Annotated in this window: 18 protein-coding genes and 1 tRNA gene; 2 read left to right on the forward strand and 17 right to left on the reverse strand. The window is 70.5% G+C overall.

From position 1 onward, the window contains the following. Window positions 1-11 precede the first annotated feature (11 nt). The 15 genes from G339_RS0118865 to G339_RS0118935 all read right to left on the reverse strand — a co-directional run bounded on the left by G339_RS0118865 (window position 12) and on the right by G339_RS0118935 (window position 13,369). Window positions 12-1,082 (reverse strand): MCE family protein, encoded by a 1,071-nt coding sequence (locus G339_RS0118865; protein WP_019632636.1) that lies wholly within the window; start codon window positions 1,080-1,082, stop codon window positions 12-14. After that, window positions 1,082-2,104 carry an MCE family protein gene (locus tag G339_RS0118870; RefSeq protein ID WP_019632637.1) on the reverse strand — a complete coding sequence of 341 codons (1,023 nt, stop codon included), beginning with the start codon at window positions 2,102-2,104 and terminating at the stop codon, window positions 1,082-1,084. Before G339_RS0118870 ends, G339_RS0118865 begins: the two co-directional genes overlap by 1 nt. Window positions 2,105-2,109: 5 nt before the next feature. Continuing rightward, a complete protein-coding gene (locus G339_RS0118875) occupies window positions 2,110-3,471 on the reverse strand; it encodes an MCE family protein (RefSeq protein WP_019632638.1) in 1,362 nt (453 codons plus the stop codon). Between the two features lie 7 nt (window positions 3,472-3,478). Beyond that, window positions 3,479-4,330: an MlaE family ABC transporter permease gene (locus G339_RS0118880; protein ID WP_033323615.1), complete on the reverse strand. Its 852-nt coding sequence runs from the start codon at window positions 4,328-4,330 to the stop codon at window positions 3,479-3,481. 121 nt (window positions 4,331-4,451) lie between these two features. Continuing rightward, on the reverse strand, window positions 4,452-5,303 hold the full coding sequence (locus G339_RS0118885; RefSeq protein ID WP_019632640.1) for an ABC transporter permease: 852 nt from the start codon (window positions 5,301-5,303) through the stop codon (window positions 4,452-4,454). Continuing rightward, on the reverse strand, window positions 5,303-6,346 hold the full coding sequence (locus G339_RS0118890) for an ABC transporter ATP-binding protein (protein ID WP_019632641.1): 1,044 nt from the start codon (window positions 6,344-6,346) through the stop codon (window positions 5,303-5,305). The genes G339_RS0118885 and G339_RS0118890 overlap by 1 nt, the downstream gene beginning before the upstream one ends. A 601-nt stretch (window positions 6,347-6,947) precedes the next feature. After that, on the reverse strand, window positions 6,948-7,337 hold the full coding sequence (rplL, locus tag G339_RS0118895) for a 50S ribosomal protein L7/L12 (RefSeq protein ID WP_019632642.1): 390 nt from the start codon (window positions 7,335-7,337) through the stop codon (window positions 6,948-6,950). 68 nt (window positions 7,338-7,405) lie between these two features. After that, the gene (gene rplJ / locus G339_RS0118900) at window positions 7,406-7,984 is read right to left on the reverse strand and encodes a 50S ribosomal protein L10 (protein WP_019632643.1); all 579 of its coding nucleotides are present in this window, start codon (window positions 7,982-7,984) and stop codon (window positions 7,406-7,408) included. Between the two features lie 340 nt (window positions 7,985-8,324). After that, window positions 8,325-9,173 (reverse strand): SCO4651 family lipoprotein, encoded by an 849-nt coding sequence (locus G339_RS0118905; protein WP_240489850.1) that lies wholly within the window; start codon window positions 9,171-9,173, stop codon window positions 8,325-8,327. Window positions 9,174-9,455: 282 nt separating this feature from the next. Further along, a complete protein-coding gene (locus tag G339_RS0118910; protein WP_240489851.1) occupies window positions 9,456-10,316 on the reverse strand; it encodes an SCO4651 family lipoprotein in 861 nt (286 codons plus the stop codon). 201 nt (window positions 10,317-10,517) lie between these two features. After that, window positions 10,518-11,234 carry a 50S ribosomal protein L1 gene (rplA, locus tag G339_RS0118915; RefSeq protein WP_019632646.1) on the reverse strand — a complete coding sequence of 239 codons (717 nt, stop codon included), beginning with the start codon at window positions 11,232-11,234 and terminating at the stop codon, window positions 10,518-10,520. A gap of 87 nt (window positions 11,235-11,321) precedes the next feature. Beyond that, window positions 11,322-11,750 carry a 50S ribosomal protein L11 gene (gene rplK, locus G339_RS0118920; RefSeq protein ID WP_019632647.1) on the reverse strand — a complete coding sequence of 143 codons (429 nt, stop codon included), beginning with the start codon at window positions 11,748-11,750 and terminating at the stop codon, window positions 11,322-11,324. Window positions 11,751-11,995: 245 nt separating this feature from the next. Continuing rightward, a complete protein-coding gene (nusG, locus tag G339_RS0118925) occupies window positions 11,996-12,823 on the reverse strand; it encodes a transcription termination/antitermination protein NusG (protein WP_019632648.1) in 828 nt (275 codons plus the stop codon). Between the two features lie 104 nt (window positions 12,824-12,927). Further along, window positions 12,928-13,176: a preprotein translocase subunit SecE gene (gene secE, locus G339_RS0118930; protein WP_019632649.1), complete on the reverse strand. Its 249-nt coding sequence runs from the start codon at window positions 13,174-13,176 to the stop codon at window positions 12,928-12,930. Between the two features lie 120 nt (window positions 13,177-13,296). After that, window positions 13,297-13,369, reverse strand: a tRNA-Trp gene (locus G339_RS0118935). Window positions 13,370-13,684: 315 nt separating this feature from the next. Between G339_RS0118935 and G339_RS0118940 the strand changes: the two genes are divergently transcribed. Further along, complete coding sequence (locus G339_RS0118940; RefSeq protein WP_019632650.1) at window positions 13,685-14,896, forward strand: pyridoxal phosphate-dependent aminotransferase; 1,212 nt, start codon at window positions 13,685-13,687, stop codon at window positions 14,894-14,896. A gap of 168 nt (window positions 14,897-15,064) precedes the next feature. After that, window positions 15,065-16,135, forward strand: a complete 1,071-nt coding sequence (locus G339_RS0118945) for an adenosine deaminase (RefSeq protein WP_019632651.1) — start codon at window positions 15,065-15,067, stop codon at window positions 16,133-16,135. Between the two features lie 46 nt (window positions 16,136-16,181). Here the strand turns inward: G339_RS0118945 and G339_RS0118950 are convergent, their stop codons facing one another. Next, a complete protein-coding gene (locus G339_RS0118950) occupies window positions 16,182-17,597 on the reverse strand; it encodes a DHA2 family efflux MFS transporter permease subunit (protein ID WP_019632652.1) in 1,416 nt (471 codons plus the stop codon). A gap of 54 nt (window positions 17,598-17,651) precedes the next feature. Continuing rightward, on the reverse strand, window positions 17,652-18,212 hold the full coding sequence (locus tag G339_RS39910; protein ID WP_205625578.1) for a TetR/AcrR family transcriptional regulator: 561 nt from the start codon (window positions 18,210-18,212) through the stop codon (window positions 17,652-17,654). Window positions 18,213-18,231 lie beyond the last annotated feature (19 nt).

An 18,231-nucleotide genomic window follows, 5' to 3' on the forward strand; every position in this document is an offset into this window, starting at 1 on the left:
AAACCTGCCTGCTACGGGAGGAACGGCAACGGGTTGTCCTTGTTGCCGGACTGTTGGTTGCCGGACTGGGTGCTCTGGCTCGGCCCGCGCGTGCCGCTGCCGCCCTGCGGCTTGTCCGGGTCCTTGATGGACGCCGGGATGGGCAGCAGGTTCTGGATGTAGCTGTCGAACCAGCGGCCGGTGCCCGTCACGTCGGTGAACTGGCGGACGAACGGCGCGTAGAGCTGCAGCGTGCGGTCCAGGTTGTCCTGGTTCTTCAGCAGGACCTTGCTGACGCTCTGCAGGTTCGCCAGCATCGGCTTGAGCTGCGCGTTGTTGTCCTTGATCAGCCCGTTGACCTGCTGCGAGAACAGCACCGTGTTGATCAGGAGCTGGTGGATCACGTCCCGCCGCGCCTGCACGGCCTCCATGACCTTGTTGCTGTCCTGCACGAGCTTGGTCAGGTCGGCGTTGCGGTCCGCGATGAGGCCCGACACGGACTTGGCGTGCTGCGCCAGCTCGTGCAGCTCGTCGTCGCGGGACGCGACCGTGTTCGACAGGCGGCGCAGCCCCTTGAGGGACGCCTTGATCTCCTCCGGCGAGTTCTGGAACGTCTCCGACAGCGTGTCGAACGACTTCGCCAGCTCGGTGGTGTTGATCTGGCTGACGCGCTGCCCCAGCTCGCTGATCGCCGGGACGACCTCGAACGGCGTCGCGGTGCGCTCGATCGGGATGTTCTTCGCGAGCTTCCCGCCGCCGCGCGGGTCCAGCGACAGGTAGTGCTGGCCCAGCATCGTCTTGATCTTGATCTCGGCGCGGGTCAGCGACCCCAGCTTCACCCCGTCGTCCACCCGGAAGGTGACCTTCACGTGGTCGCCCGCGAGGTCGAGGCCGGTCACCTGGCCGACCTTGACGCCCGCGACGCGGACCTCCTCGCCGGACTTCAGCCCCGCCGCCTCGGCGAACGACGCCGTGTGCGTCTTCCCGCCGTTGACGAACGGGATGTTCTTCAGGTTCATCGCAAGCAGCAGCGCCACGATGATGATCGCGAACCCGCCGAGGGCGATGGGGAGAGGGCTCTTCTCCCGGAACGGAACCCTCATCACTTGCACCTCGCGTTCTCGTTCATGATCGCGGGCGTCTGGTACACGGGGCCGCCGGGCAGCTTCACCCGGGCGTCGAGCCCGCAGATGTACATGTTGAACCAGGACCCGTACGACGAGATGTTGACCAGGCCGCGCAGCCGGTCGGGCGTCCGCTTGAGGCCCTTGTCGATCGTCCCCTCGTTGCGGACGAGCGTCGCGGTGAGCTGGTTCAGCCCCGAGATGTCGTCCTTGATGTCGGGCCGGCCGTCCTTGAGCAGCCCCGCGGTCGTCCCCGCGAGCTGGTTCATCGCCGCGACCGAGTCGAAGATCGCCTTGCGGTCGTTGGACAGCCCCGCGACGAACCCGCCGAGGTCGGTGACCATCTGGTCGACCTGCTCGTGGCGGGCGTCGATCGTGGCCAGCACGTTGTTGAGGTTGTCGATGACGCCGCCGATGACCTCGTCCCGGTCGGCGAGCGTGTTCGTCAGCGACGCGACGTGCGTGAGCAGGCTGTTGACCGTGCCGCCCTCGCCCTGGAGCGTCTGGACGATCTGCATCGCCAGCGTGTTGACGTCCTTGGGCTCCAGCGCCTGGAACAGCGGCCGGAAGCCGTTGAACAGCACCGTCAGGTCCAGCGCGGGCTGGGTCTGCCCGACCGGGATCGTCCCGCCCGGCCGCAGGTACTGGTTCGGCGCGCCCGGCCCCTGCGTCAGCGCGAGGTACCGCTGGCCCATCAGGTTGCGGTAGCGGATCTGCGCCTGCGTGGACGTGGGGAGGCCCGCCGAGAGCGCGCCGCCCTTGTCCACATCGAACGTCACCACGGCCTGGTTGCCGTGGTACAGCTTGATGTCCTTCACCTCGCCGACGCGGACGCCGGAGATGCGCACGTCGTCGTTCTTCAGCAGCCCGGCGACGTCGGTGAACACCGCCTTGTACGAGCGGGTGTCGGAGAACCGGGTGTTCATGATCGTCATCGCCAGGACGCCGGTCATGGTCGCGGTCACGACGACGAAGACGAGCAGCTTGACGCCCGCGCTCATGGTCCTCACTTGACCGTCACCACCGATCCCTGCAGCAGCGGGCCGTACATGAGCACCGAGAGGTCGGACAGGTCGTCGGCGTTCGTGCGGATCATCGGGCCGACGATGCTCTTGATCTTGTCCTTCTCGCTCATGTCCGAGCCCGGGTCGACGAACACGTTCGAGACGGTCCGGTTGCGCGTGCCCGCCGTCGACGTCGGATGGTCGATCGGCTCATCCTTGCCGTGCGGGTTCTTCCACCACAGGTCGTCCTCGGTGCCGTCGAGCGCGAGGTAGTCGGGGAAGGGCGTCTTCGGGTTCGGCAGGTTGTAGCAGCGCGGACCGCGGTAGTCCTTGACCTCGGGGAGGTCCAAGGGGTTCTTGTACGCGGGGCGCGGCTTCACGATCTCGATCGTCAGGTTGTAGGTCGTGGACCCGTTGCCGCCCGCAGCGGCCTCCATGCGCGGCCGGAGCTTGTCCAGTCCCTGGAAGACGCACGGCAGCGACGGCGAGTACTTGGCGATCAGGTCCAGCCCGGCCCGGTTCGCGACGTTGAACCCGATGATCTTCGGGGCGTTGTTCGTCATGAACTGGTTCGCGTGCGTGGCGAACGCTGCGGTCTGCGGCAGCAGTTCCTCGATCGTCGCCTTCTTGTCGGTGACGGTCTTGCTGGTGACGTTCAGGTTCCGCAGCGTCTGCAGCAGGTCCGGCGCGGCCTTGGTATAGACGTCGGAGACGTCCGCGAGGCCGTTCAGGTCGTAGACCAGGTTCCCGAGCTGCGGGTTGATCTTCTTCAGCAGCCCGTCGGCCTTCTCCAGGTCGCCGCCGAGCTGGTCGCCGCGGCCCTGCAGCGCCGTCGCGAGCGCGTTCAGCGTCGCGTTCAACTGCTCGGGCTTGACGGCCTGCAGCAGCGGCAGCAGGTTGTCGAGCACTTTGTCGATCTCGACGGCGGCCTGCGAGCGGTCCTGCTCGATGACCTGGCCCTTGCGGAGGCCGAGCGGCCCGGCGTCCGCCGGGATCTCCAGGTCCACGTACTTCTCGCCGAAGAGCGTCTTGGGCAGCAGGCGCGCCTGCACGTTGCTCGGGACGATCTTGGCCTTGCCGGGGTCGAGCGCCAGGTCGAGGACCGCGCCGTCCGCCGTCGCGTGCGTGGACCGCACCTCGCCGACGATCAGGCCGCGCACCTTGACGTCCGAGTGCGGCAGGAGCTGGAGCCCCGCCCGCTCGGTGCGCACCTTCACCTTCACCACCGGGGTGAACGTCTTGTTGAACAGGGCGGCGGTCAGCGCGAGCAGCAGCGCGACCACCAGCACCAGGGCGACGCCGAGGAGCCGGTAGCGCGTCCGCTCGGACAGGCCGCGGCCGCCCGGGTTGGCTGCGTGGGTCATCGCGCCGTCACCCCGCGATCCGGACGTCGGTGGAGGTGCCCCAGATCGCCATGCCGAGCAGCAGGTCGACGATGCTGACCATCACGATGCTCGTGCGGACCGCGCGGCCCACGGCCGTGCCGACGCCCGCCGGGCCGCCGCTGGCCGTGTAGCCGAAGTAGCAGTGGATCAGCATCACCAGCACCGCGAAGATGAGGATCTTCCCGAAGGACCACAGGATGTCGTGGGGCGGGAGGAACAGATTGAAATAGTGGTCGTAGGTGCCCGTGGACTGCCCGTACGTCGCCGTGACGATCAGCCGCGTCGCGCCGTAGGACGCCAGCAGGCCGACGACGTACAGCGGGATGACGGCGATCAGCCCGGCGATCATCCGGGTCGTGACCAGGTACGGCATCGACGGGATGCCCATGACCTCCAGCGCGTCGATCTCGTCGGAGATCCGCATCGCGCCGAGCTGGGCGGTGAACCCGCAGCCGACCGTCGCCGACAGCGCCAGCGCCGACACCAGCGGCGCGATCTCGCGCGTGTTGAAGTACGACGCGACGAAGCCGGTGAGCGCGGACGTGCCAATCTGGTCGAGCGAGTTGAAGCCCTGGAGGCCGACCTGGCTGCCGGTGAAGAACGTCATGAACGCGACGATCACCACGGAGCCGCCGATGACGGCGAGACCGCCGGTGCCGAGGCTGACCTCGGCGAGCAGCCGCAGCACCTCGGTGCGGTACCGGCGCAGGACGCGGAACGTCCACGCGAACGCCCGCGAGTAGAACGAGACCTGCTTGCCCAGCTCGTCGAGGGACTGCAGGGGGGCGTTGATCGCCCGGGAGACGGCCTTGCCCGTCCTGGTGGGGGCAGCGCTCATGGCCTCGCTCCGCTCGGCGGCGGGCAAGCGGCCTTGCGCGGACGCTTCCCTCGTCGCGTGCTCGCTCGTTCCTCGCTCCGCGCGCTCCTCGGTCCAGCGCCCGCGCGCTTTCCCGCAGCCATCACATGCCCTTCGACGGAACGAACTGGAAGTACAGCGTGGAGGTGATGAAGTTCTCCACGAACAGGAGCATGAAGGTGATGACGACGGTCTGGTTGACCGCGTCGCCGACGCCCTTCGGACCGCCCTTGGCGTTGAGGCCCTTGTAGGAGGCCACGAGACCGGCGGTGACGCCGAACAGGAACGCCTTGAACTCGGCCTGGAGCAGGTCGGGGAGCTGCGCCATCGCGTTGAAGGACGCCAGGTACGCGCCGGGCGTCCCGTCCTGCAGCATGACGTTGAAGACGTAGCCGCCGATCAGGCCGACGACCGAGACCAGGCCGTTGAGGAACAGCGCGATGAACGCGCACGCGAACACGCGCGGGACCACCAGGCGGTGCAGGGGGTTGATCCCCAGCACCTCCATCGCGTCGATCTCCTCGCGGATCTTGCGGGCGCCGATGTCGGCGCACATCGCCGAGCCCGCGGCCCCCGCGACCAGCAGCGAGGTCACCAGCGGGCTCGCCTCGCGGACGATCGCGACGACGGCCGTCGCACCGGTGTAGGACTGCGCGCCGAGCTGCCGGATGAGGCCGCCGACCTGCAGCGACAGGACGCCGCCGAAGGGGATGGCGACCAGCATCGTCGGAACGACGGTCACACTGACGATGAACCAGGACTGCTCGATGAACTCGCGCCACTGGAACGGCCACTTGAACATCGCCCGGAAGGTGTCGAGCACCATGGCGAAGAAGCGTCCGGGTTCCTTGACCGCGACGTTGGTCGCACCGTCGGAGAACTTGCGGAGGGCGGCGGAACCGCCGCCCCCCTTCCTTCCCGCTCCCTGGTCCGCGCCGATACCAGGAGTGGACATCAGTACTGAGCACCTCCGGGGTGCCCCGGCTGAACGCCCGGGGCCGAGGCCGCCGTCTGCTGCGCCGCGACGTAGCGCGGCCACTCCTCGACCCAGTTGCGGCCGAGGTCGTCGATGAACGACCCGGCGGGCGGCGTGACGCCGTGCGCGGCGCACCACGCGCCGGGCGCGTGCTGGGCGGCGCGGACGCGGCCGTCGCTCGGCATGAGCTGCGGCTGGATCGGCGGCAGCGTGCCGACGTCGAGCCCCATCTTGGACTCCGCCTCCAGCTCGGAGACGTCCTTCTCCTCCGACATCCCGATCGGGCCGGCCCGCCGCGCGTTGAGGAACTGCCGGACGACCGGCTCCTCGCTGGACAGCAGCATCTCGCGCGGCCCGAACATCACCAGCTCGCGGCGGTACAGCATCCCGATGTTGTCGGGGATGGTCCGCGCGGTGTTGATGTCGTGGGTGACGATGAGGAACGTCGCGTTGATCTGCGCGTTCAGGTCGATGAAGAGCTGGTTGAGCAGTGCCGTGCGGACGGGGTCGAGGCCGGAGTCCGGCTCGTCCACCAGCAGGATCTCGGGGTCCAGGACGAGCGCGCGGGCCAGGCCGGCGCGCTTCTTCATCCCGCCGGAGATCTCGCCGGGCAGCTTGGTCTCGGCGCCGAGGAGTCCGACCATGTCCATCTTCTCAAGCACGATGCGCTTGATCTCGGACTCGGACTTCTTGGTGTGCTCGCGCAGGGGGAACGCGATGTTGTCGAACAGGTTCATCGACCCGAACAGCGCGCCGTCCTGGAACAGGACGCCGAACAGCTTGCGGGTCTCGTACAGGTCGTGCTCGGGGAGGTAGGGCAGGTCCCGGTCCCCGATCCAGATGTGGCCGCGGTCGGGCTTCAGAAGGCCCACCAGGGACTTCAGGAAGACCGACTTGCCCGTACCGGACGGGCCGAGGAGAACGGAGATCTCTCCTGCGGGCACGGTCAGCGACACGTCCTGCCAGATCGTCTGACGGCCGAAGGACTTCGTCAGACCTTCGACTCTGATTTCGACGCCCACTCGTCACCTTTCGTCCAGGCCGGGGGGTATCCGGATCCACCTGCGCGCGAGCCGGTGGCCGCGCGGTCATCGTCCGTCACACCTGGTATCCGCACCGTTGCTACTACCCGGTAGCTGTGGCGGGTGCCACTACGGTAGCGCCCTCTTATCGAAATGGAAGAGGTCGAGGTCCGGAACCGCGACAGAACGCATCGTTGTAAGGGAATCGTTACGAACGTCACCTATGAGACTAGTGGTCCAAGAACGCGCACCTCAAGCCGGGGGTGGAGGGCCTCACGGGGCGGGAGCTGCCCCTGTGCCTGCTGGGACGCTACGCGAAGTGGGTCACACCGGACAACGCGCCCGCCGACACTGTTCGACCTCGGGATTTATCACGTACGTACAGACTTCAGCGGGCGGGACCGGGGGGCCTGCTCACCGATGAAGGTCCGGGTCAGGGCATTATGGCCGCCCGTACGAGGCCGCGTCGAGGGGTCGCCGCGAACGATCCGGAACGCCGCGAGGGCGGCCGCCCCACCTTCGTGGGGTGACCGCCCTCGCGAGGAAGACGAACGGCGACGGACCGGCCGGAACCGACCCGCCTCCGCCGGGAGAAGCGCCCTTACTTGACGGTGACCGTCGCGCCGGCCTTCTCCAGGGCCTCCTTGGCCTTCTCGGCCGTCTCCTTGTTGACCTTCTCCAGCAGCGGCTTCGGCGCGCCGTCGACCAGGTCCTTGGCCTCCTTGAGGCCCAGGCTCGTGAGGCCGCGGACCTCCTTGATGACCTGGATCTTCTTGTCGCCGGCGGCCTCGAGGACGACGTCGAACTCGTCCTGCTCGGCGGCGGCCTCGGCCGGGGCGCCCGCGGCACCCGGGGCGGCGGCGACGGCGGCGACCGGGGCGGCGGCCTTGACGTCGAAGACTTCCTCGAACTGCTTCACGAACTCGGACAGCTCAAGGAGGGTCATCTCCTTGAAAGCGTCGAGCAGCTCGTCGGTGCTGAGCTTCGCCATGATGTTTCCTCCGCTAATGCCTGAATGTCAGTGGTGGATCTGGTACCGCGGTTCGGTCCGGGACGGACCTACTCGGCGGGCGCCTCGGCGGCGGCCGGAGCGGCGTCGACGGCCTCGGCCGTCTCGCCCGCGGCCTCGCGCTTGGCCCGCAGGGCCTCGGCGAGCTGCGCCGTCTGCGTCGGCAGGGCGTTGAACAGACCCGCGGCCTTCGCCATCGAGCCCTTCATCGCGCCGGCCAGCTTCGCGAGGAGGACCTCGCGCGATTCGAGGTCCGCGAGCTGGCCGATCTGGCCGGCGTCCATCGACTTGCCGTCGATGAAGCCGCCCTTGATCACCAGAAGCGGGTTCGCCTTCGCGAAGTCACGCAGGCCCTTGGCGGCCTCGACCACGTCGCCGGTCACGAACGCGATCGCCGAGGGGCCCTCGAGCAGCGCCCGGAACTCCTCGTCGACGCCGGCGTCCGACGCGGCGATCTTGGTCAGCGTGTTCTTCACGACGGCGAACTTCGCGTTCTCGCCGAGGTTGGTGCGCAGCTCCTTGAGCTGCGCGACCGTGAGCCCGCGGTACTCGGTCAGCACGGCGCCGTTCGAGCTCTCGAAGTCGCTCTTGAGCTCGGCGATCGCCGTGGCCTTCTCGGCCTTGGCCATGGGCCTCCTTCCGATTACCTGGGTGGTCGCCGCCCCCGCCGGTGCGGGCGGGCGCGTCGGGTGGAAGCCGCCGGGGCGAGAAGCCTGCAAAAAAGCGAACGCCCCGGCGCAGGCGCGCGGGGCGTGGACACGACGCGGAGGTCATGCGGAGGCTCTCGTCACACCTACGCGGGCCGCCCGAATCTCTTCGGGTCCTTCGGCCGCCCTGACGGGCGGCGACCGGCGGTCTTCGGCAGGCAACAGGGTACGTGCGCGACGGCGCGGCGGCAAATCCGGTTCAGTGGCCGGACGCGCGAAGGGCCGCGGCCCCCCGGCCGCGGCCCTCCCGAAGTCCTCGCCGTCAGGCGCCCGAGGTGCCGGGCAGCTTCAGCGGGCCGACCTCCGACGCGGGCGGCGGCGACACGTCCACCTGCTTGCCGTAGTCGGAGTACTGCGCGGTCGTGGTCATCGGGCCCTGCGCCGTCGCGATCTTGGCGACCATCTTGCGCGGCAGGTCGTCGTCGCCCACCCAGATGTCGAAGTTCATCGAGGACGCGCCGATCTGCTGGTACTGCTTCTCCATCGCGGCGCGCGTCTCGGCGTCGAGCTTGCCGAGCGCCTCCGTGAGCTGCACGGTGCCGGTGAAGTGGCGCGTCTTGACGCCGTCGACCGTCTCGGTGCCGACCTCGCGGGCGTCCTTGGACGCGGTGAGCATCTTCGTCTGCTCGGCCGGGCTCTGCTTCTTGGCCTGGTCCATCAGGCCGCTCAGGTTCATGCCCGACATCGCGCCGAGGTCGGACAGCAGCACCTTCGACCACGGCTTGCCGCCGTTGGCCTGGGACAGCGCGGCCATCTTCATATACATGGCCTTCGAGTCCATGATCATTTCCATGCCGGGGACCGTGGTGCCCTGCACGCTCGTCGGCTCGGTGGTCATGTGCATCGCCACGGTCGGGCGGAGGCGCACGTCCGCCTTCATCTTCATCGTCATCGCGGCCTGCGAGACCTGGCTGTCCACCGCCACGTTCATCGAGAACGTGTCCACCTTGCTGGTGTTCTGCGCGGACTTGCCGAGGATCTCGGCGGCCGTCAGTTTGACCTGCTTGCCGGCCTCCTTGCCCGCCTCGCCCGCGGAACCGAGGCATCCGGTCAGGGACAGGGACAGCGCGGCGACCGCGGCGGTCCCCACGGCGAAACGGCGCAACTTCAAGGCTCTCCTCCAGGGTTGGGAGCGACGGGGTGATCCGCGCCCGTACGTCCCTATTGGACGCACGACCTGCCGATTCGGTTCGACCCGCCGCCCGGGATCGTACTCAACCCCCCGGACGTTCACCCCCCGAGCCCCGCCCCGCGCCGGTCGGACGGCGCGGGTTCAAGGCGTTCCTCCCGGGGTGGGAGCGGGCGGGCCCTGCCCGCTCCTCCCCTGGAGGACGCCCGAGGCGGCGGCGCGGTCAACGCACGGACCGAATCATGATCAACCGCGCCGGCCCGCTCAGTTCCCCGGCGTCCCGCCGAACAGCCCGTCGAGCGTCAGCGCGCCCGTCTCGTCGGCGGGCGGCGGGTTCACCGAGAACTTCTTCCCGAAGTCGCTGTAGAGCACCTTCAGCGAACCGTCCCCGCCGGACCGGCCCACGCCCTTGACGACGACCTCGCGCGGCAGCCCGGCGCCGTCCACCCACAGGTCGAACGTCAGCTTGGAGTTCGCCGCCTCCTGCGGCAGGTACGGCTTCGCCGCGTCGCGCGCCTGGGCGTCGAGCCGCCGCAGCGCCTCGTCCACCGTCACCGTGCCCGCGTAGCGCGTGGTCTTCACGCCGTCCACCGTCTCGGTGCCGACGCGCCGCACGTCCTCGGAGCCGGTGAACATCGCCGTCAGCTTCGCCGGGTCCACCTGCTGGAGCCGGTCCACGAGCCCCCGCACGTCGAACCCGGTCCGCTGCTGGACCTGCGCGAGGTCGACCTTCAGCCACGGCTTCCCGCCCGACACGAACTTCGCCGCCTGCGGCAGCTTCGCGTACAGCGTGTCGCCGGTGAAGATCGCCTGGCCGGACGCGGTCGCGCCCGCGCCGCCGAACCCGATCCCGTCGAGCTGCCCGGTGAACTGCAGCTTCGGCCGCAGCCGGAACCGCGCCGTGCCGCTCACCTGGCCGCCGTCGCCGTCCTTCAGCGTCAGCGCCGCCTTGAACGTGTCGGTGCCCTGCGTCTTCTTCGACGCGGCGAGCACCACGTCGCTCGCGCTCAGCCGCACATTGTTCGCATTGGCGTTCGTACCGTCGTTCGCGTCGCACGCGGTCAGCGCGAGCGCCGCACCGAGCGCCGCCGTCGCGCCGACCGCCATCGTGATCCGACGTCCCATCCCGGCCCCCTATCTCGTCTTCCGAACGCCCCCAGTCTCATCCGCGGCCCGAACCCGCCGCATCCCCCGCCGGGACGAATCCCGGCGCACCCGGTCAACCCTTCGGCGTACCCCCCGCTGCGCCGCGCCGCCGACCCCCGGGCACGCGAAAGGGCGTCCCCCCAACGGGAGGACGCCCCCAGAACGCGCGAACCGGACGGATCAGGCTTCGTCCAGCTCCGCCAGCAGGTTCCGCACCGCGTTCGGGTCCACCGGGATGCCGGGGCCCATCGACGTGGTCAGCGTGGCCTTCTTGACGTAGCGGCCCTTGGCCGCGGACGGCTTGAGCCGCTGGATCTCCTCGACCGCCGCCGCGTAGTTCTCCAGGAGCTGCCGCTCGCCGAAGGACGCCTTGCCGATGATGAAGTGCAGGTTCGCGTGCCGGTCCACCCGGAACTCGATCTTGCCGCCCTTGATGTCGGACACGGCCTTGGCCACGTCCATCGTCACGGTGCCGGTCTTCGGGTTCGGCATGAGGCCGCGCGGGCCGAGCACCCGGCCGAGGCGGCCGACCTTGCCCATCTGGTCCGGCGTCGCGACGACCGCGTCGAAGTCGAGGAAGCCGCCCTGGATCTTCTCGATCAGGTCGTCCGAGCCGACGATGTCGGCGCCGGCCTCGCGGGCCTCCTCCGCCTTCGCGCCACCGGCGAAGACCAGCACGCGGGCGGTCTTGCCGGTGCCGTTCGGCAGGTTGACGGTGCCGCGCACCATCTGGTCGGCCTTGCGCGGGTCCACGCCGAGCCGCAGCGCGACCTCGACGGTCGCGTCGAACTTGGCGGTCGCCGTCTCCTTGGCGAGCCGGACGGCCTCGATCGGGCTATACAGCCGGTCGCGGTCGATCTTCTCGACGGCGTTGCGGTACGCCTTGCTGCGCTGCATTTCCACTCCTTCGTGGTGCGGGCCGCGCGCGGCCCTCCCACTGTCGTCCGGCCCCTGCGGGACCGGCGGTACGTTCCCGTACCCGGGTTACTTGACCTCGATGCCCATCGAGCGGGCGGTGCCCGCCACGATCTTCTCCGCCGCCTCCAGCGTGGTGGCGTTGAGGTCGGGCATCTTGGTGGTGGCGATCTCGCGGATCTGGTCCACGGTCACCGAGCCGACCTTCGTCTTGTGGGGCTCGCCGGAGCCCTTCTCGACACCGGCGGCCTTCAGGATGAGCTGCGCCGCGGGCGGGGTCTTGGTGACGAAGGTGAACGACCGGTCCTCGTAGATGGTGATCTCTACGGGGATGACGTTGCCGCGCTGGGCTTCCGTCGCGGCGTTGTACTGCTTGCAGAAGTCCATGATGTTGACGCCGTGCGGACCGAGGGCGGTACCGACCGGCGGCGCGGGGGTCGCGGCACCCGCGTTCAACTGGACCTTGACGATCGCGGCGATCTTCTTCTTCGGAGGCATGGCTGCCTTCCTTCCGTTCCTCTTCACGGTGATCCCGACTCCCGCACGGCGGGCAACACCCGGGCCGGAACGAACGCCCGGGTGTTGGGATCTGGACGGTCCCCCGCTCCGGGGCGTTCCCGTGTCGGGAACCGCCCCGCCTGCGCGGGGTGAGCACACGGCCGACGCGGAGGCGCGGGCCGACGTGCAAGTCTAGGCCACGGAAAACGCCCCCGCGTACGCGAGGGCGTCTCCGACGAGCGGGATCAGATCTTGGAGACCTGGTTGAACGACAGCTCGACCGGCGTTTCCCTACCGAAGATCGAAACCAGGACCTTGAGCTTCTGCTGCTCGGCGTTGATCTCGTTGACCGTGGCGGGCAGCGTCGCGAACGGGCCGTCCATGACGGTGACGGACTCGCCGACCTCGAAGTCCACGGTCGGGGCGGCCTTGGCCTGCTTCTCGGCCCGCACCGCGCCCTCCTCGGGCTCGGGCGCGAGCAGGTTGGCGACCTCGTCCAGGCTCAGCGGCGACGGCTTGTTCAGCAGCCCCACGAACCCGGTGACGCCCGGGGTGTTGCGGACGGCGGCCCACGACTCGTCGGTCAGCTCCATCCGCACCAGGATGTAGCCCGGCAGGACCTTCTCGTTGACCTTCTGCCGCTTGCCGCCCTTGATCTCGGTGACCTCGTGCTGGGGCACCTCGATCTGGAAGATGTAGTCCTCCATGTTGAGGGTCTGCGTGCGGGTCTCGATGTTGGTCTTGACCCGGTTCTCGTAGCCCGCGTAGGAGTGGACGACGTACCAGTCGCCGGGCTGCAGCCGCATCTCGGCCTTGAACTCGGCGTACGGGTCGACGGGCGGCGCGGGGGGCTCGTCGGCCTCGTCGGCGTCGGCGTCCTCGGCCTCGTCGGCGGACGCCTCGTCCGCGCCGGTCTCCGCGTCGGTCTCGCCCGCGGTCTCCGCCGCGGCGTCCACGGGGACGTCGGTGCCGGCGGACTCCGCGACGGGCTCGGCGTCGGCGGCCTGCTCGGCCGCCGCAGCCGCCAGCGCCTCGTCGGCGGCCTCGTCGCGGGACTGTGGGGACTCGGACACGGTGACTGACTCTTTCTCTCGTTCGGGCAGGAAGTTCCACATGGCGGGACGCGCGTGCGCGCCGCCGCCACGCCGGCCCGCGACCGGGCCGACGGCGTACCGGCTCAGGTGAAGAGCCAGAACACGCCCTTCTGCAGAGCCCAGTCGAGAACGGCGACGAGCGCGAACATGAACAGCACGAACACCAGGGAGACCGTGGTGTAGGTGATGAGCTCGCGGCGCGTCGGCCAGATGACCTTGCGCAGTTCGCCGACCACCTGGCGCACGAACAGCGGCGGGGTCGTCCGCTTGGGAGCGGGCTTCCCCTTGCCCTCGTCCTTGGCCGCCGCGTCGCCGCGCGTCTCAGTCGCCATAGTGCCGCCGTTCGCTCGTAGGTCGTGTCAACCACCCAGTGGTTGTTGCGCATTCCCGTACCACGGACGCCGGACGGCGCCCCGGAACGTGGCCGGTACGGGTGCGCGCACCGCACCTCGCAGGGCAGGAGGGACTCGAACCCCCAACCGCCGGTTTTGGAGACCGGTGCTCTACCAATTGAGCCACTGCCCTTCGCCTCTTCCCCGAAGGAAAGAACACCCGACCTGGATCGGGCACGTACCGGACACAGTTTACGGCTTGTGCGGACATGGCCGTATCCCGTCTTCGCGGTACTAGGAGGGTGAGTCTACGGTGCGATGCCGTCCACGTCGAACCGGAACGCGCGGGGGCGTCCGCGCGGGCCCCGTCCGGCGGCCCCGCGCGGCGGGCGGCGCGGGCGGCGTCCGGCGACCGGGCGCGACGGCCGTGACCAGCGGCGGCGCGGCCGTTCCACCCGTCCGGGATATCCCGCTGAAGTCATCGGCGCGTGTCTGTAACGATAGGGACATGAGCACTGACCGACCTCGCATCTCCCGGCGCATCGCCGCCATCTCCGAGTCCGCCACGCTGGCCGTCGACGCCAAGGCCAAGGCGCTGAAGGCGGCGGGCCGCCCGGTCATCGGGTTCGGTGCCGGCGAACCGGACTTCCCCACCCCCGACTACATCGTCGAGGCGGCGGTCACCGCGTGCCGCGTGCCGCGCTTCCACAAGTACACCCCGGCGGGCGGGCTGCCCGAACTGCGCTCGGCCATCGCCGAGAAGACGGCGCGCGACTCCGGCTACGCCGTGGAAGCGTCGCAGGTGCTCGTGACCAACGGCGGCAAGCAGGCCGTCTACGAGGCGTTCGCGGCGCTGCTCGACCCGGGCGACGAGGTGATCGTCCCGACGCCGTACTGGACGACCTACCCCGAGTCGATCAAGCTGGCGGGCGGCGTGCCGGTGGACGTCGTCGCCGACGAGACGACGGGCTACCGCGTCACCGTCGAGCAGCTCGAGGCGGCCCGCACCGACCGCACGAAGGTGCTGCTGTTCGTCTCCCCCTCGAACCCGACCGGCGCGGTCTACACCCGCGACCAGATCGAGGCGATCGGCCGCTGGGCCGACGAGCACGGCCTGTGGGTCGTCACCGACGAGATCTACGAGCACCTGGTGTACGGCGGCGCCGAGTTCCACTCGATGCCGGTCGTCGTGCCGGAGCTGGCCGACCGCACGATCGTCCTGAACGGCGTCGCCAAGACGTACGCGATGACGGGCTGGCGCGTGGGCTGGCTGATCGGCCCGCAGGACGTGGTGAAGGCGGCGGCGAACCTGCAGTCGCACGCCACCTCCAACGTCGCGAACGTCTCGCAGGCGGCGGCGCTCGCGGCCGTCACCGGCGACCTGTCGGCGGTGGACGAGATGCGCGTCGCGTTCGACCGCCGCCGCCGCACGATGGTGCGGATGCTGAACGAGATCCCCGGCGTCGTCTGCCCCGAGCCGGAGGGCGCGTTCTACGTGTACCCGTCGGTCAAGGAGCTGATCGGCAAGGAGATCCGGGGCAGGCGCCCGCAGTCGTCGGTTGAACTGGCGGCGCTGATCCTGGAGGAGGCCGAGGTCGCGCTGGTGCCCGGTGAGGCGTTCGGGACGCCGGGCTACTTCCGGCTGTCCTACGCGCTCGGGGACGACGACCTCGTCGAGGGCGTCTCGCGGGTCGCCAAGCTGCTCGCCGAGGCCCGCTGACGGTCCGGCGCGTTCTGGGGATCATGGACCGGTTCGCCCGGTCCATGATCCTTTTTTGCGGTCCGGCATGGCCGCGGCGTGCCAGGCCGCGCGCCGCGCGGATGGCCCGGACGGGCGGTTCCCGGTGCCGGTCGTCCGCCGCCGGGCCGCGTCCGGCAACATTGGCGCATGGAGGCCGAACCCACTTCCGGCCGCTCCCCCGCGGCCCGCGACGACCCGCCCCGGCCCGCCGAGCGGGACGTCGCCGCGCTGCCGAAGGCCCATCTGCACCTGCACTTCACCGGTTCCATGCGGCACTCGACGCTGGTGGAACTCGCCGACCGGCACGGCGTCCACCTGCCCGACGCGCTCGTGGAGGACTGGCCGCCGCGCCTGCGCGCGACCGACGAGCGCGGCTGGTTCCGGTTCCAGCGGCTGTACGACATCGCCCGGTCGGTGCTCGTCACGCCGGACGACCTGCGGCGGCTGCTCCGCGAGACCGCGCAGGACGAGGCCGCCGAGGGCTCGCGCTGGCTGGAGATCCAGGTGGACCCCAGCGGCTACGCCGCGCGGTTCGGCGGACTGACGCCGACGGTCGAGCTCGTCCTGGACGCGGCGCGCGAGGCGGGCGCGGCGGCGGGCGTCGGCATCGGGATCGTCGTCGCGGCGAACCGCACGCGGCATCCGCTGGACGCGAAGACGCTCGCGCGGCTCGCCGTCCGCTACACGGATCAGGGCGTCGTCGGGTTCGGGCTGTCCAACGACGAGCGGCGCGGGCGCGCGTACGACTTCGAGGGCGCGTTCCGGATCGCGCGGCGCGGGGGGCTGCTGTCCGTCCCGCACGGCGGGGAGCTGCTCGGCCCGGCGAGCGTCCGGGAGTGCGTGGAGACGCTGGGCGCGGACCGTCTCGGGCACGGCGTGCGCGCCGTCGAGGACCCGGCGCTGCTGCGGTCGGTGATCGAGCGCGGCGTCGCGCTGGAGGTGTGCCCGGCGTCCAATGTCAGCCTGGGCGTCGCGCCGACCGTCGCGGACGTCCCGCTGCGCGCGCTGTACGAGGCGGGCGCGCGGATCGCCCTCGGCGCGGACGACCCGCTGCTGTTCGGCTCCCGCCTGGCCCGGCAGTACTCCCTCGCCCGCACCGAGCACGGTTTCACCGACGCGGAGCTGGCGGAGCTGGCCCGCCACTCGATCCTCGCCTCGGCCGCCCCGGAGAGCCTGAAGAAGGAAGTCCTGGAGGGCATCCAAGCCTGGCTGGAATAGCGCGCGATCCCCGGCCGCCGCAGCGGCCGGGGATCGCGCGGGTCGGCTAGGCGGCCGCGGGGACGGCTTCGGCCGTCTCCGGTCGGCGCGCCGTCGCGGCCCGGCGGGCGGCCGGGATCGCGAACGCGCCGGCGGCCCCCGCCGCGAGGACCCCGACCGCCGTCCACAGCGTCACGTGCATCCCGTCGGTGAACGCCGCCGGGTCCGCCATGTCGCCGGTGGCGCTGAACACGGCCGTCAGGACGGCGATCCCGAGGACGGTCCCGAGCTGCCGGAGCGTGTTGTTCACCCCGGACGCGACCCCGCTCAGCGCGGGCGGGGCGAACGCCAGGACGAGCTGCGCGGTCGGCGCGAAGAACAGCCCCATCCCGATCCCGCAGAGCACGAGCCCCGGAACGTACGCCCCGTACGCGGTGTCCGGCCCGAGGGACGCGGCCAGCCACGCGAGCCCGGACGCCTGGAGCGCGAGGGCCAGCGCGAGGACCGTCCGCGCGCCGAGCCGGGCGGCGAGCGGCGCGGTGAGCGGCGCGGCCAGCAGCGGCATCGCGGTCCAGGGCAGCGTCCGGACGCCCGCGCCCAGCGGCGACATGTGGTTGACGGCCTGGAGGTACTGGATCAGCAGGAACGCCGACCCGAACACCGCGAACGCCATCGCGAGCATCAGCAGGTTGACGACGGTGAACCCCCGGGCGCGGAACAGCGCGAGCGGCAGCATCGGCGCGTCGGTGCGGGTCTCGTGGACGAGGAACGCGGCGAGCAGCACCGTCCCGCCGATGAGCCCGGCGAGGACGAGCGGGCTGGTCCAGCCGTGCTCGTTGCCGCGGACGAGGCCGAGGACGACTCCGACGAGCCCGAACGAGAGCAGCAGCGTCCCGGCGGGGTCGAGCCGGCGCGCGTCGCCGCGGCTCTCCCGCAGGAAGCCGGGCGCGAGGCAGAGCAGGACGAGCCCGACCGGCACGTTGATCCAGAAGATCCACTGCCAGGACGCGTACTCGGTGACGGCCCCGCCGACGACGGGCCCGAGCGCGACGCCGAGGCCGCTCATGACGCTCCAGCCGGCGAGCGCGAGCCCGCGCCGCGCGGTGGGGACGGCGGCGGCGAGCAGTGTGAGGGTGAGCGGGGTGACGACGGCCCCGCCGACGCCCTGGACGGCGCGCGCGGCGATGAGCGCCCCGGTGCCGGGCGCGAGCGCGGCGGCGGCGGACGCGAGGGTGAACAGCGCGAGCCCGCCGAGGAACAGCCGCCGCCGCCCGAAGCGGTCGGCGAGCGCGGCGGCGGGCAGGAGCAGGACCGCGAACGTCAGCGTGTAGGCGTTGACGGTCCACTGGAGCCCTTCGAGCCCGGAGCCGAGATCCTCGCGGATGGCGGGCAGGGCGTTGGTCACGATGAGGTTGTCGAGCGTGACCATGAAGAGGGCGAGTCCGGTGATGACGAACGTGCGGAGTGCGCTGGGGGGTCGCATGGCCCGGTCCCTTCTGCTTAGTTATCAGTCACTAACTTCGTGGGGCAAAAAAAATCACTCGCGGGCGGCCTCGCGCGCCCACTCCGCGAGACCCGCGCCGGTGATCCTGCGGTCGCGGTCGAAGGGCACGTCGAACGCCCGCAGGACGTTCGTCAGCATGCCCATCGCCACGAACCGCATGATCTCGTCGGGGTCCTCGCCGGAGAGGTCGCCGAGCCGCTTCCACAGCGCGGCGAACCGCGCGTGCCCCACGCGGCGGATCTCCTCGTCCCCGAGGGCTGCCGCGTAGATCTGGAGCTGGAGGCGGAGGATCGTGGGGTCGTCGTACAGGACGTCCCGGTAGGCGGTGATCATCGCGTCGATCGCCGGCTGCCCGGTGCGCCCGCCCGCGGCCTCGCGCAGCCGCTCCGTCAGGACGGCGAAGCAGCGGTCGACCGCGGCCAGGAACAGCGCGTGCTTGGTCGGGAAGAGCCGGAACAGGTACGGCTGCGAGACGCCCACCCGGCGTGCGATGGCCGCCGTCGAGGTGCCCTCGTAGCCGCCGTGGGCGAACTCGGCCACGGCGGCCTCGATCACCTGCTCACGGCGCTCGTCGGCGCTCATCCGGGGGCTCATGGGAGTAAGTTAGCGACCA

The sequence above is a fragment of the Actinomadura atramentaria DSM 43919 genome (assembly GCF_000381885.1).
GTDB classification, from domain to species: Bacteria; Actinomycetota; Actinomycetes; order Streptosporangiales; family Streptosporangiaceae; genus Spirillospora; species Spirillospora atramentaria.

Excerpts from the sequence above, each read along its gene's own strand:
- G339_RS0118865 (WP_019632636.1), bottom strand. The coding sequence starts at position 1,082 with ATGAGGGTTCCGTTCCGGGAGAAGAGCCCTCTCCCCATCGCCCTCGGC.
- G339_RS0118870 (WP_019632637.1), bottom strand. The coding sequence starts at position 2,104 with ATGAGCGCGGGCGTCAAGCTGCTCGTCTTCGTCGTCGTGACCGCGACC.
- G339_RS0118875 (WP_019632638.1), bottom strand. The coding sequence starts at position 3,471 with ATGACCCACGCAGCCAACCCGGGCGGCCGCGGCCTGTCCGAGCGGACG.
- G339_RS0118880 (WP_033323615.1), bottom strand. The coding sequence starts at position 4,330 with ATGAGCGCTGCCCCCACCAGGACGGGCAAGGCCGTCTCCCGGGCGATC.
- G339_RS0118885 (WP_019632640.1), bottom strand. The coding sequence starts at position 5,303 with ATGTCCACTCCTGGTATCGGCGCGGACCAGGGAGCGGGAAGGAAGGGG.
- rplL (WP_019632642.1), bottom strand. The coding sequence starts at position 7,337 with ATGGCGAAGCTCAGCACCGACGAGCTGCTCGACGCTTTCAAGGAGATG.
- rplJ (WP_019632643.1), bottom strand. The coding sequence starts at position 7,984 with ATGGCCAAGGCCGAGAAGGCCACGGCGATCGCCGAGCTCAAGAGCGAC.
- G339_RS0118910 (WP_240489851.1), bottom strand. The coding sequence starts at position 10,316 with ATGGGACGTCGGATCACGATGGCGGTCGGCGCGACGGCGGCGCTCGGT.
- rplA (WP_019632646.1), bottom strand. The coding sequence starts at position 11,234 with ATGCAGCGCAGCAAGGCGTACCGCAACGCCGTCGAGAAGATCGACCGC.
- rplK (WP_019632647.1), bottom strand. The coding sequence starts at position 11,750 with ATGCCTCCGAAGAAGAAGATCGCCGCGATCGTCAAGGTCCAGTTGAAC.
- secE (WP_019632649.1), bottom strand. The coding sequence starts at position 13,176 with ATGGCGACTGAGACGCGCGGCGACGCGGCGGCCAAGGACGAGGGCAAG.
- G339_RS0118940 (WP_019632650.1), top strand. The coding sequence starts at position 13,685 with ATGAGCACTGACCGACCTCGCATCTCCCGGCGCATCGCCGCCATCTCC.
- G339_RS0118945 (WP_019632651.1), top strand. The coding sequence starts at position 15,065 with ATGGAGGCCGAACCCACTTCCGGCCGCTCCCCCGCGGCCCGCGACGAC.
- G339_RS0118950 (WP_019632652.1), bottom strand. The coding sequence starts at position 17,597 with ATGCGACCCCCCAGCGCACTCCGCACGTTCGTCATCACCGGACTCGCC.
- G339_RS39910 (WP_205625578.1), bottom strand. The coding sequence starts at position 18,212 with ATGAGCCCCCGGATGAGCGCCGACGAGCGCCGTGAGCAGGTGATCGAG.